We start from the raw sequence: 12,441 nt of genomic DNA, 5'->3' as shown, positions 1-12,441 counted from the left end.
AACTGAAAATATATGAGCCACCCCCCCTCCAAGATAAGGGATCAATAAAGCGGATCGACTTCACAGAATATGCGCCCTATTTGTATAAATATGATCCCCGAGATGAAGGAAATGGTCCGTCTTGAGCATTTTATGTGCCGAAAGCAAAAAAATATGGTCCCAAATCCAAAATATATGCACCCAAACTGAAAATATATGAGCCAACCACACCCTCCATGATAAGGGATCAACAGGTATACATCGATGAGGCTGGAAACTCCGACAACCGCGCCCAAAAAGAGTGTGACACCTTGCAAGAAAAGTGATAAAATATGATGATAGAATAAATTCAAATTTTGTGCATGTGTCAGGAGGATTAATCGTTCATGTTCGCTAGAGATATTGGGATCGACTTGGGGACGGCGAATGTGCTCATTCACGTTAAAGGTAAAGGGATTGTATTGAATGAGCCAGCTGTTGTTGCAATGGACCGGAATACGGGAAAAGTATTAGAAGTTGGACAGGCGGCACGTCAGATGGTTGGACGTACACCTGGAAATATTGAAGCAATTCGTCCGTTGAAAGATGGTGTAATTGCTGATTTTGATGTAACGGAAGCGATGTTACGTTATTTTATTGAAAAAATTAATGTGCGCGGCATGTTCTCGAAGCCACGGATTCTTGTTTGTTGTCCGACAAATATTACGAAAGTCGAACAAAAAGCAATCAAAGAAGCGGCTGAAAAGAGCGGCGGAAAACGCATTTATATAGAAGAAGAGCCAAAAGTTGCGGCGGTCGGTGCAGGAATGGATATTTTCCAGCCGAGCGGTAATATGATTATTGATGTTGGTGGAGGAACGACGGATGTTGCTGTATTGTCCATGGGCGATATCGTTACTTCGGAGTCCATCAAAATGGCTGGGGATAAATTCGATCAGGAAATTCTTCAATACATAAAACGCAAATATAAATTGTTAATTGGTGAGCGCACATCTGAAGACATTAAAATCAACGTTGCGACGGTTTTCCCAGAAGGACGCAATGAATCTATGGATATTCGTGGTCGTGATTTAATTTCAGGTTTACCAAGAACGATTACCGTTAATTCAACAGAAATTGAAGAAGCATTACGTGAGCCAGTCAGCATGATTACACAAGCGGCGAAATCCGTCCTTGAAAAAACACCACCTGAGCTATCCGCAGATATTATTGATCGTGGCGTGATTATCACAGGCGGGGGCGCATTGTTACACGGCCTTGATCAGCTAATGGCTGAAGAATTGAAAGTACCTGTATTCATTTCAGAAGATCCAATGAGTGCAGTTGCGAAAGGTACAGGCATTATGCTTGGCAATATTGATAAACTACCGAAAAGAAAAATTGGTTAATAAAAATTCATAACTGTATGAGGGGGAACGAATATGTTAAGAGGATTGCATACGGCAGGTTCAGGAATGGTCGCGCAGCAACGATATCAAGATTCGTTGTCAAATAACATGTCCAATGCGTTAACACCAGGCTACAAACAAGACCGGGGAACATTCCGAGCGTTTCCGGAAATGCTCATTCAAAACATCCAATCACAGTCGCTTCCGACAAAGCGAAACGTGAATATACCAAATAACCATATTGTAGGCTCCCTTCATACAGGTACATATATGCAGGATGACGTTCCATTATTTACTCAAGGCGATGTTGAAGAGACAGGCATTTCAACGGACTTAGCCTTGATCAATCAGACGACACCAGATGAAACTGGATTTTTGTTTTTCACGGTTACGAATGAACAAGGAGAACAACGGTTGACACGAAACGGAAATTTCACGGTTGATGCAGAAGGTTACTTAACGACATCAGACGGGTATTACGTAATGGATACGAATAATGAACGGATACAAACCGGAACAGAAAACTTCGAAGTGACGGCAAATGGCCAAGTCATTTCACCAGTAGCCAACACAGACATTCAAATTGCATACCAAGAAAACGCGAATGCTTTAACGAAAGAAGGCAACAATCTTTGGGCGCTTGAAGAAGGCACAGCGATTGGTGATGCACGAACAACAGAAGGCGTGAATTTTTCGATTAGCCAAGGGTCGCTTGAACGCTCAAACGTTGACCCACAGCAAATGATGACGGAAATGATGCGCTCTTACCGGATGTTCGAAATGAATCAACAAGTCGTTCGGATGTTTGATCAAAGCTTGGATTTAGCGGCAAATCAAGTCGGCCGTTTACGTTAAGGTGAATAGGGGGAAAAGACCGTGAGAAATATGTACAATGCTGCGACGATGATGAATCAACTACAGCACCGGATGGATCAATCCGCCAACAATTTGTCGAACATGAATACGCATGGCTATAAAGCACGACAAAGTAATTTTTCATCATTGATGTTCCAGCAAATCGACAATATGCTTAGGTTTGATGCCGATTCATCGCGATTGACTCCAGAAGGAATACGGGTAGGTTCAGGCGCTAAACTGGCTCACACGAATATTTTGATGGACCAAGGAACAATCCAAGCGACAGACCGTCCACTCGATGTGGCGATTGAACATGCCAATCAATTCTTTGTCGTCAACGCGCCAAATACCAATGGGGAAACCGAACAACAGTATACACGCGCTGGGAATTTTTATTTACAACCAGTTAACGATAATGAGCAAGTGATGCTGACCGATTCAAACGGGAATCCTGTCCAAGGGAACGACGGACCGATTATTATTGATCATACGTTTGACAACATCGAAATTACAGCAGATGGTCGTTTGGAAACGACAACTGGGGATCAACGCGAAACCGTTGCGAACATTCAACTCGTTCAAATTGACTTACCGCGTACGTTGGAAAATGTCGGTGGCGGAAATTACCGCCTGGATGCTGAAGGATTGGGTGTTCCGGCAGAAGAAATCGTTACAGCCATCCCAGCAGAAGCAGTAACTTTACATACACGCTCGTTGGAAGCATCCAACGTCAACTTCGCACAAGAAATGACGCGAATGATTGAATCACAGCGCGCCTATTCATTGAACAGTCAATCAATAACGCTTGGCGACCAAATGATGGGACTTATAAATAGTATGCGTTCATAATAACGGAAGATCGCAAGAGGAATTGAGGGGAAGCACATGTCTTCAGATGAAAAATACGAAAATCTAGAGAACAATAACGATCAATTGAATACGCCGGATCAAGAACCCCGTGCCGACTCCAATTCAACTGAAAAAAGTAATGCAGAAAAAATGGAAAGAACGGAACAGCATCCGATGAATGGTAATCTTGAAGCAAAAACGGACACCGAGTTGCCACCAAAACCTGAAGGCCAAGGTGAACTCGAAGCGAAGAAAGATGATGGATATGAACATGTCAGTGAAAGTGCCGTTAACTTAGACCATGCAGGCGAATTGCAACCAACGGATATACCTCCAAGCCTCGGTGGTGAAGCGGAAATTAATTTTCCGTGGGATGACGATGAGGATACAGCACAAGAAGATTCACCAGCACTTACGCAAGATGCGAAACTTCCAGAAGAAGCAGAAGAAGATGCCGAGCTTCCTGCAAATATACCAGAAGCTGATTTACCGGTTGAATCTGACGAAACAGCCGTGCAGACACCAGAAGAGGTAGCGAAACAGCAGACGGAAGTAAAATATCTTGCCGAACTTCCTTACGTCAAAATTTTTCATCCACAAAACGCAGATGAAGAAACGAAAATCTTCACATTAGGTGAGCTGGAAAAAACACAAGAAGCAAGTGAAGATTCAACACTTGTTGCAGGTGAAGCAGTTAAAGAAGAGAAGCCGAAAGAACCACAAAATCGGAAAGAAGCACGAAAAGCGAAGCGGGAAGAACGAAAAAAGAACCCTCGTGGACCGATTCGTTATTTACCGGTCTGGTTACGTCTAATCATCGTCATTGCCCTTTGTTTCGCTGGTTTAATCATTGGCCTTGTGGTTGGCTACGGATTAATCGGCGATGGCGAAAACCCACAAGACGTTTTAAAGATCGAGTTTTGGCAAAGCATTTACGATTATATTCAAGGAAAGTAATCAATGAGGAGGAGTCTTCATGTTGGATATTGAGCAAATTAAAGAAATCATTCCCCACCGTTACCCTTTCTTGCTTGTCGACCAAATAGAAAGTGTCGAAGAAGGTAAAGGCGCAGTCGGTTACAAAAACGTCACAGCGAACGAGCCATTTTTCCAAGGTCATTTCCCGAATTATATGGTTATGCCTGGCGTGTTGATCGTTGAAGCACTCGCACAAGTCGGTGCAGTCGCCATTTTAAAAATGGAAGAAAACCAAGGTAAACTTGGCATGTTCACCGGAATCGATAAATGCCGATTCAAACGCCAAGTAAAACCAGGAGACCGATTGAAACTGGAAGTCGAGATGGTTAAGCTAAAAGGACCAATCGGAAAAGGAAAAGCAAAAGCAACCGTTGACGGCGAGCTCGCATGTGAAGCTGAGATTATGTTTGCGATTGTTGATCCAGAAAAATAATATGTAACTCAGATGACCAAATCATGCATTTGGTCATTTTTAATACCAAGAATCAGAACGACCATTCACGTTTCTTCAGTGTTAAATCGACTAGCTTCAGTGTTCGCTCGCGTACCTTCCGTGTTAATCCGCGTACCTTCAGTGTTAATTTCTGCATCTTCCGTGTTAATCCGCGTACCTTCAGTGTTAATTTCTGCATCTTCCGTGTTAATTCACGTAGCTTCAGTGTTAAATTCTACATCTTCAGTGTTAATCTGCATTCCTTCAGTGTTATTCAGCGTTCTTCAGTGTTAATCCGCATTCCTTCAGTGCTTCAGTCCTGAATCCTGTAAGTTCACTGTTAATCTGCATGCCACCAGGTTCGCTCGCGTACCTTCAGTGTTCCTCTGTATCACATACTTGAGCCATTCTATGACCGCAAATAATTGAATCAGTTACACACAAAAATTGTCCCTTAAAATACTTTTTCTTAAAAAAATTGATTAAAGGTCTCTCCTTTGGAAATACTACTGCTTGAGTAATCTTTTAGGAGGGACATAATGAAATCATCACTCATGAAGTCGTTACTTGCTCTTTTCTTAGTAATCGGTGCGCTCGCCGGGTGTGCTGACGCTGAAGATGAGGAACCAACGAACCAAGAACAAGATAATATGGAAGAGCAAGAAAACGGAGATCAAGGTATGAACGGCGATAATGGCGACCAAGAAATGGACGATGGTCAAGATAACGGTGACCAAGGCATGAATGGTGACCAAGATAGCGAAGATCCAATGCAAGATGAATTGGATCAAGAAGAAGACAAAGAAAAAGAAAACTAAACGAATGAATGACTGGCCTTTGATTAAATCAACGGGTCAGTCATTTTTTTGTGACTCCAATAAAACGAACAAAGCACCTCTTTCCTAGTGAAAATCCAACAAATTTACAGAACAATAAGTACATTGTTCTAAAAAAGAACAAAAATTTGTAAAAATAATTTGAAAATTATTGTAAGTTCATCTATATTAAAGAAGATTACTTCTTCATCTAAATTTTTTTAAAATCGTAGAAAGGAATGTGAAAAGAAAGTGACTAGTCGATCCATCCAAAAGATCCAGCATTACACGATCAACGCAAAAACGCTGATGATTTGTCCTGATGTCGACCCACACCAATGCTTAATTTACGAAGGAGAAGACCTTTACTTATGTGAATCTACATCATTCAACATTGTCGATCAATCATGTATGAGTAGAGGAACAACGTTAGACGGTAGAAGACAAGCCGTCAAATCCATCTTAGAGAATAAACATAAACCGCCCATTCCAATTGATACGGAAAAGGGACTTATTTTTATGCCGACAAAAATTATGCGAGATGTCGAATGTGCATGGATATCATACAATCACCTACATAAAGTTGATGCACATCCAAGCGACCCGTCAATATCAAACATTACATTTGCCAATGGTCTCACCTATGAGGCCATCGTCAGCAAAAAGCAGCTTACAAAGCAAATCGTTATGGCTGGTCACGTGTTCGGTCATTTCAAAAAAGGAAGCTTTTTAGGATAAATCGTGAACACTTCTATTGAAGGATAGAACTGTATTTTTGTGAGCTACCGGTGTATAGAGCACTCCTATTGAAGCGGAGACATGAATGATCACTCGCTATCCGCGATTAGAGAGGAGAATAAAATAAGACACGAAAAAGCTAGGCGACCAGCCTAGTTTTTTTCTTGGAATGTAACAACATTTTCACTTGCTATATGGCATCTATTTCTGTATCGTAGTGACTATGACTGACTGGTCATTCTAGTATTGGAGATGACAGAATTGAAGGATAAAAAAACCGAGATTATCGAAGCAAGCATTGAGCTATTTGCCAAAAAAGGCTTTCATACCACGTCGGTACAGGAAATCGTCAATAAAGCCAACGTGGCAAAAGGCTCGTTCTATACGTATTTTCAATCGAAAAATGAGTTGATCTTTTCAATTTATACGTATTATTCCAATTTGACGCAAAACAAAATGGATCAAGTAAAAGAGCGATACGACGATCCAAGAGAAGCGTTTAAAAAGCAGCTTGAAATTTTCTTTGAGTTATTGAAATCGAATAAATCATTGATTGTGATGCTCATGCAAGGGCAAATATCAATCGATAAAGATATCGAGTCTCTCATTCAACAATCGAAACAAAGAAATTTCAATTGGGCAAAAGAAAACCTTGCAGCCATTTACGGTGAAGACTTTCAGCTATACCTGAACGATGCCGCAATTTTGTTGAATGGAATCGTCAACGGGTATGCAAGTTGGCTCATCGGTGATAATGCTGATTTTGAAACTGATCGACTCGCGGCATTTACTGTCAGACGATTGGATGACGTTTGCTATGGAATGCAGCAACAAAATGAAGAACCGATGATACAAGAATTGCCCGATTATTTACAAGAAAGATCCCTGATTGCTCAAGAGATTGAATGGAAGTTATCCAACGAAATCGAATCGAATGAAACGACTGAAAAAGCAATTGAGGCTATACAAGTGTTACAAGAGGAGTTCCAAAAAGAACATCCTCAATCAGTCGTCATTCAATCGATGCTGCAATTGATTGAGCAAGTCGAAGAGACAAAAAAAGAAACGAATCGATTGCGCCGTTTAATCGAATGATTAACATAAAGATGGATGTGAAAACATACACTGTCAACTTGGGTAGATTGAACGCAAAACCAAACAATATAAAATTAACGAGGGAGTTAGGAGTGAGTATGATGTTCAAACGTATTTTCATAACATTAATCCTCATGACAGCGCTCATTTTAGCAGCGTGTAATGATGATTCAAACGAAGAGGAAAACAATGAAGAAGCAGTCGATATTCCAGTAGAAGTCGCGAAGACTGCAGAGAAAGATTTTACAAAAGAACATACGTATATCGCACGGACAACACCGAGTGATCAAATGCCAGTCGTTCCACAAGGTGCTGGTGAAGTGAAAGAGTTGCATGTCGAAGAAGGAGACACCGTTGAAGAAGGGGATGTGTTAGCGGAAATTAAGTCACCACAATACGGCACGATTGAGTTAGAAAGCCCTATGGATGGCATGGTTCAGAACTTGAACATGAAAGTCGATCGACCTGTTTCAACTGAGGATCCAGCGGCGATGATTATTGCGGAAGACTCAGTTTTACTTAACTTCTCGATTGTCGCAAGTGACCGAGAATTTATCGCCAAAGATGATAAAATTAACTACAGCATGTCAGCCATCGACCAAGAAGGGAAAGCGACGGTCAACAAAGTAGCTGCAACGGCTGGGGAAACTGGTCTATTTGCTGTCGAAGCGGAAATCGATACATCAGAGATCGACAACTTTCCAATCGGAACTAGCGCTCAAGTTCGTTTAGAAGAAATGATTCAAAAGAATGCACTCGTCGTACCAACTGCCGCAATTGTGAATGAAGGGGAAGGGCAAATGCTCTTTAAAGTCGTCGACAATCAAGCAGTCGCGATTGACGTTGAATTGATCTCCATGAAATCCGAAGAGACAGCTGTCAAACCAGTTAATGAAGGCGATCTTTCTGCAGGAGACCAAGTCGTCATTACAGGGCAAACAGCTATTTCCGACGGCCAAGCGGTACGGATTGTCGGGGAGGACGAATAAATGTCTTGCCAATCAATAGAAAAAAAGAACAAACAAGAGGGGGGAGCGTAAATGAAAAAACTCATCGAAACGTCGATTAAACGCCCAGTCGGCGTCATCATGATTATTTTAGCAATTCTCGCACTCGGTTTTATTTCATTCAGAAACTTATCCGTCGATTTATTTCCGGAAATTGATTTGCCGATTGCAGTTGTTGCGACGTCCTATGATGGAGCCGCACCTCAAGAAGTCGAAGAGCTTGTCACAAAGCCAATTGAATCATCTGTCAGTACAATAGAAGGAATCGAACAAGTTCAGGCACAATCACAGCCAGGAAGCTCCCTCGTCATGATGATGTTTTCGATGGATACGAATCTTGATAACGCTTTACTCAATGTGCGTGAGTCCGTCGACCGAGTGAGTGGATTTCTTCCTGAAGGCGCGAATTCACCGAGTGTGCTTCGGTTCGATCCTGCACAAATGCCAGTGATGTGGATCGGCTTGACAGGTTCAGATAAAGCAGAATTACAACGCGTAGCCGAAAATGATATCCAGCCATTGTTCGAGCGGCAAGCCGGCGTTGGCTCCGTGCAAATTGAAGGAGGAGAGTCGGAAGAAATCCAAGTCCAACTCGACCAGCAACAACTTGCACAATACGGGATGAACTCGCAACAGGTTATGCAAGCCGTCCAAAACGCAAACCAGTCGATGTCAGCTGGTGTGATTGAGCGAGGAAATCAGGAACTTCAACTGCGAATTCCTGGTGAATATGAATCAATTGATGAGATTCGTAATACACAGATTCAAACACCACAGCAAACATTTATCCGTTTGGATGATATTGCGACTGTCGAACGAGCAACTGTAGAGTCCAACGGGTTATCGATGGTTAGCGGTGAAGAGGCTGTTGTTTTAAGCATTTTAAAACAAACCGATGCTAACACGGTCTCTGTTTCCGATGAAATTCAGGCGGCGATTAAGAAAGCCGAAAAAGATTTACCTGAAGGCATTGAAGCAAAAATCGTTTTCGATAATGCGGAGTTTATCCGCATGTCGATCAATTCTGTTGTTCAAAACTTATTGCTTGGAGCAGCTTTTGCGGTGTTAATTTTACTTTTATTCTTAAAAAGCTTCCGGGCGACACTCGTCATTGGGTTATCAATTCCAATCGCAGTCATTTCAACGTTCACGTTAATGTACTTTACAGGTGAAACGGTAAACATTCTAACGATGGGTGGACTCGCGCTCGGAATAGGCATGATGGTCGACTCGGCGATCGTCATACTTGAACATATCGTCACCTACCGAGAACGTGGTTATTCGATGAAAGAAGCCGCCCGTCTTGGGGCATCGGAAATCGCTCCAGCAGTAATCGCGTCGACAACGACAACATTGGTCGTTTTCTTGCCGATCATTTTCGTTGAAGGCATTGCATCCGAAATTTTCGCACCACTCGCGTTAACCGTAGCTTTTGCGTTAATTGCATCCTTGATCGCATCGATTACGTTAATCCCGATGCTGTCATCGAAATTACTATCGAAAGCAATGCAAAACAACGGAAGACGCTATTGGTTTGACCGATTGATGGATAAAGTCATTGCCATTTATCAAAAAATGCTTCGAGGCGTTTTACGATTCAGAAAAACATCAATTTTAGGAACGCTCGTCATTATCGTCGCGACATTGTTCCTCATCCCGCAACTCGGAGCCGCCTTTATTCCAGAAGCGGACCAAGGACAAATTGAAATATCTGTAGAAACACCAACAGGAACGACATTAAGCGCCACACGAGAAGTCGTTGAAAAGGTCAATAACATTATTGATAAAGATTCGGACCTCGTGGAATCCAACTACTTATCCGTCGGCTCTGAAGGACAAGGAGGCCCAATGGGAGGTGGCTCCAACGTCGGAAGCTACATGATTCAGCTCATTCCAAGTGGCGAACGTGACGAAACGACTGAAGACGTCATGAAACGTTGGAATGACCAAGTAGAAGATATTCCTGGCGCGGAAATCAATGTCGCTGTGATGGGCGCCGGCATCAGTGCAGGAAGTCCAATTCAAATCCAGATGACTGGACCTGACTTCGATACATTAAAACGATTAGCTGATGAAACGGTTGCAGAAATTTCTGAAGTCGAAGGTGTGCATAATGCAGGTACATCTGCTGATGAAGGCCGCCCAGAAATGCAAATCAACATCGACCGAAACAAAGCCGCCGAGCTAGGCATGACATATGACCAAGTGATGGGCCAAGTAAGCATGCAGCTGAACGGACGTGTCGCGACACAATTCCGAACAGAAGGACAAGAGCTCGACGTTCGTGTCATGACACCAGAAGAACAACGCTCAACGATTGAAGATGTCGAAAACTTATTGATTCAAACACCGGCTGGAGCGATGGTTAGCTTATCGTCCATCGCAAGCATCGACCAAGAAATCGGCCCAGCAAGCTTGACTAGACAAAACCAACAACGAACAATCACGGTCTCCAGTGAAATTTTAGACCGAGATCTCGCAAGCGTGACATCTGATGTAGAAAGCAAACTCGCAAACATGCACTTGCCGGAAGGATATGATTACTCAATTGGAGGGGAAGCGGAAGACATGGCTGAAGCCTTTGGCGATCTAGCCTTAGCACTCGTCTTCTCGATTTTCCTAGTTTATGCCGTCATGGCCGTGCAGTTTGAAAACTTCCTGCATCCATTCGTCATCATGTTCGCCTTGCCGACAACGATTGTCGGAGTCATTCTTGGCCTGTTTGTGACCGGCTTACCGTTCAGCATCCCAGCCTTTATCGGGGTCATCATGCTCGCCGGTATCGTCGTCAACAACGCCATCGTGCTCGTCGACTACATCAATATTTTACGCGAAAAAGGACAAGAGCGATTCAGCGCGATCATGGACGCAGGCGCAAGCCGTTTAAGACCAATCTTGATGACATCACTGACAACGATTCTCGGGATGATCCCACTCTCCCTCGGACTCGGAGAAGGTGGAGAAGCACAGCAACCGCTCGCCGTCGTCATCATCTTCGGCCTGCTCGTATCGATGTTCTTTACGCTATTGCTCATTCCGATTGTCTATACGTTCTTTGACGATCTCTCACGAAAATTTACACACCGTAAAAAGAAACGAAAAAAAGAAGTAGAAGCATAAGATAAAGTGGAACACCCAGCCGAATGGCTGGGTGTTTTTATGTGGATCGTTTTTGCCGGAGCAAAAATGTACCTTTTGATCGACTTCGTACGGAAACTGCTGCCGTGTGGCTAGCCGTTGAAAAAAATTGCGCAGCCGTCGAATTCCTTTGTCGAGCCGTCGAAAACATGCTCCAAGCCACCGAATTCTACAGTGAAGCCATCGAAAAAAATGCGAAGCCGCCGATAACTTCGAGGAACCCGCCGATAAAAGTCACGAAGCCGCCGATAAACTAAAGAAAGCCGCCAAAAAAATGGAGAAAGCCGTTGATATCCTCGAGAAACCCGCCGAAAAAAATTGCGAAGCCGCTAATAAATGCTCTTCGAAAGATCAAGTAGATCATTTTTGCTACGGCAAAAATGTACCTTTTAATATTTATTAGGGATTCTCATGAGATTTTGCGGTTGAACGTTGGTGAATTCATTGCTAATTATCCGATTAAAAGGACAGCCGCCTGAAGATCACGCCGAGCCACCCTACAAACGCATGTAACCGCCCGACAAAATCATGAAGCCACCCGACATCAGCCACCAACACTGCAGAATTTGTCGAAATCTCTACTTTCTTATATAAAATCATCAATAATTTTACAAATTAACCGATATAAATAGAGTTGCTACTAATCGAGGGCGTAAAGATAAAAATACATAAAAATAGCGAGGTAACCTTATGACGACAACTCAAGAAAATAGCAGTAAACATATAACAACACTGCTGAACGGAACGATTCAATCGATTCAACAAACGATTCCGATCCCCGTGCAAATGGGAAGACCTAGTGCTGACACGAAAGAACTTCACACACAGTTCGGCGTGTTGGTTGGTATTACCGGCCACATAAAAGGCCAATTATTATTTTCAGGTCATCAAAGTGCTTTTGGTGTCATCGGAACATCCATGTTTGGCATGGAGCTCAGTGGTGATATGTTGAGCTCATTTTGCGGAGAATTTGGCAATATGATTGCTGGGGGACTGGCTACGATCGTCAGTGAACAAAGTGTTACGATCGATATCACTTCACCGACATTAGTTGAAGGAGATATGCGAATGACCGGTTTCAAACGTTCGATCGCTATTCCATTCACAATTGAAGCGGGCAATGAGCTAACCATCTATTTACTACTCGACCAATAATCATAGAC

12 protein-coding genes are annotated in these 12,441 nt (G+C 42.9%); 11 read left to right on the top strand and 1 reads right to left on the bottom strand.

Annotated elements, in window-relative coordinates:
• Positions 1–365: 365 nt before the first annotated feature.
• The 5 genes from mreB to fabZ are packed head-to-tail and all read left to right on the top strand — an operon-like array spanning position 366 to position 4,485.
• On the top strand, positions 366–1,367 hold the full coding sequence (gene mreB / locus FPQ13_RS06415; protein WP_144088506.1) for a rod shape-determining protein: 1,002 nt from the start codon (positions 366–368) through the stop codon (positions 1,365–1,367).
• 33 nt (positions 1,368–1,400) lie between these two features.
• Positions 1,401–2,222, top strand: coding sequence for a flagellar hook-basal body protein (locus FPQ13_RS06410; protein WP_144088505.1), 822 nt, complete (start codon positions 1,401–1,403; stop codon positions 2,220–2,222).
• A 30-nt stretch (positions 2,223–2,252) separates the two neighbouring features.
• The gene (locus FPQ13_RS06405; protein WP_246065399.1) at positions 2,253–3,074 is read left to right on the top strand and encodes a flagellar hook-basal body protein; all 822 of its coding nucleotides are present in this window, start codon (positions 2,253–2,255) and stop codon (positions 3,072–3,074) included.
• Positions 3,075–3,110: 36 nt separating this feature from the next.
• Positions 3,111–4,031, top strand: coding sequence for a DNA-directed RNA polymerase subunit beta (locus FPQ13_RS06400; protein WP_246065391.1), 921 nt, complete (start codon positions 3,111–3,113; stop codon positions 4,029–4,031).
• 19 nt (positions 4,032–4,050) lie between these two features.
• Entirely contained in the window at positions 4,051–4,485 is a 435-nt protein-coding gene (fabZ, locus tag FPQ13_RS06395) for a 3-hydroxyacyl-ACP dehydratase FabZ (protein WP_144088503.1), read from the top strand.
• 52 nt (positions 4,486–4,537) lie between these two features.
• Here fabZ and FPQ13_RS13640 read toward each other — a convergent pair whose 3' ends face one another.
• Positions 4,538–4,684 carry a hypothetical protein gene (locus tag FPQ13_RS13640; protein ID WP_222103145.1) on the bottom strand — a complete coding sequence of 49 codons (147 nt, stop codon included), beginning with the start codon at positions 4,682–4,684 and terminating at the stop codon, positions 4,538–4,540.
• A 340-nt stretch (positions 4,685–5,024) separates the two neighbouring features.
• On the opposite strand from FPQ13_RS13640, the gene FPQ13_RS06390 reads away from it, so the two are divergent.
• From FPQ13_RS06390 to FPQ13_RS06365, 6 genes are all read left to right on the top strand, one after another.
• Positions 5,025–5,303, top strand: a complete 279-nt coding sequence (locus FPQ13_RS06390; RefSeq protein ID WP_144088502.1) for a hypothetical protein — start codon at positions 5,025–5,027, stop codon at positions 5,301–5,303.
• A gap of 249 nt (positions 5,304–5,552) precedes the next feature.
• The gene (locus FPQ13_RS06385; RefSeq protein WP_144088501.1) at positions 5,553–6,038 is read left to right on the top strand and encodes a competence protein ComK; all 486 of its coding nucleotides are present in this window, start codon (positions 5,553–5,555) and stop codon (positions 6,036–6,038) included.
• A gap of 261 nt (positions 6,039–6,299) precedes the next feature.
• A complete protein-coding gene (locus tag FPQ13_RS06380; protein ID WP_186279577.1) occupies positions 6,300–7,133 on the top strand; it encodes a TetR/AcrR family transcriptional regulator in 834 nt (277 codons plus the stop codon).
• A gap of 101 nt (positions 7,134–7,234) precedes the next feature.
• Positions 7,235–8,122, top strand: a complete 888-nt coding sequence (locus tag FPQ13_RS06375) for an efflux RND transporter periplasmic adaptor subunit (RefSeq protein ID WP_186279576.1) — start codon at positions 7,235–7,237, stop codon at positions 8,120–8,122.
• Positions 8,123–8,173: 51 nt separating this feature from the next.
• Positions 8,174–11,260 carry an efflux RND transporter permease subunit gene (locus tag FPQ13_RS06370; RefSeq protein ID WP_144088498.1) on the top strand — a complete coding sequence of 1,029 codons (3,087 nt, stop codon included), beginning with the start codon at positions 8,174–8,176 and terminating at the stop codon, positions 11,258–11,260.
• Positions 11,261–11,968: 708 nt separating this feature from the next.
• On the top strand, positions 11,969–12,433 hold the full coding sequence (locus FPQ13_RS06365; protein WP_144088497.1) for a chemotaxis protein CheX: 465 nt from the start codon (positions 11,969–11,971) through the stop codon (positions 12,431–12,433).
• Positions 12,434–12,441: the final 8 nt, after the last annotated feature.

The sequence above is a fragment of the Allobacillus salarius genome (assembly GCF_007559425.1).
In the GTDB taxonomy this organism is placed as follows: Bacteria; Bacillota; Bacilli; order Bacillales; family Alkalibacillaceae; genus Allobacillus; species Allobacillus salarius.
This window is presented reverse-complemented; position numbering and strand designations above follow the sequence as displayed.

Coding starts and splice junctions, on each gene's coding strand:
- FPQ13_RS06390 (WP_144088502.1), top strand. CDS start 5,025: ATGAAATCATCACTCATGAAGTCGTTACTTGCTCTTTTCTTAGTAATC.
- FPQ13_RS06410 (WP_144088505.1), top strand. CDS start 1,401: ATGTTAAGAGGATTGCATACGGCAGGTTCAGGAATGGTCGCGCAGCAA.
- FPQ13_RS06405 (WP_246065399.1), top strand. CDS start 2,253: ATGTACAATGCTGCGACGATGATGAATCAACTACAGCACCGGATGGAT.
- mreB (WP_144088506.1), top strand. CDS start 366: ATGTTCGCTAGAGATATTGGGATCGACTTGGGGACGGCGAATGTGCTC.
- FPQ13_RS06370 (WP_144088498.1), top strand. CDS start 8,174: ATGAAAAAACTCATCGAAACGTCGATTAAACGCCCAGTCGGCGTCATC.
- FPQ13_RS06375 (WP_186279576.1), top strand. CDS start 7,235: ATGTTCAAACGTATTTTCATAACATTAATCCTCATGACAGCGCTCATT.
- FPQ13_RS06400 (WP_246065391.1), top strand. CDS start 3,111: ATGTCTTCAGATGAAAAATACGAAAATCTAGAGAACAATAACGATCAA.
- FPQ13_RS06365 (WP_144088497.1), top strand. CDS start 11,969: ATGACGACAACTCAAGAAAATAGCAGTAAACATATAACAACACTGCTG.
- FPQ13_RS13640 (WP_222103145.1), bottom strand. CDS start 4,684: ATGCAGAAATTAACACTGAAGGTACGCGGATTAACACGGAAGATGCAG.
- fabZ (WP_144088503.1), top strand. CDS start 4,051: ATGTTGGATATTGAGCAAATTAAAGAAATCATTCCCCACCGTTACCCT.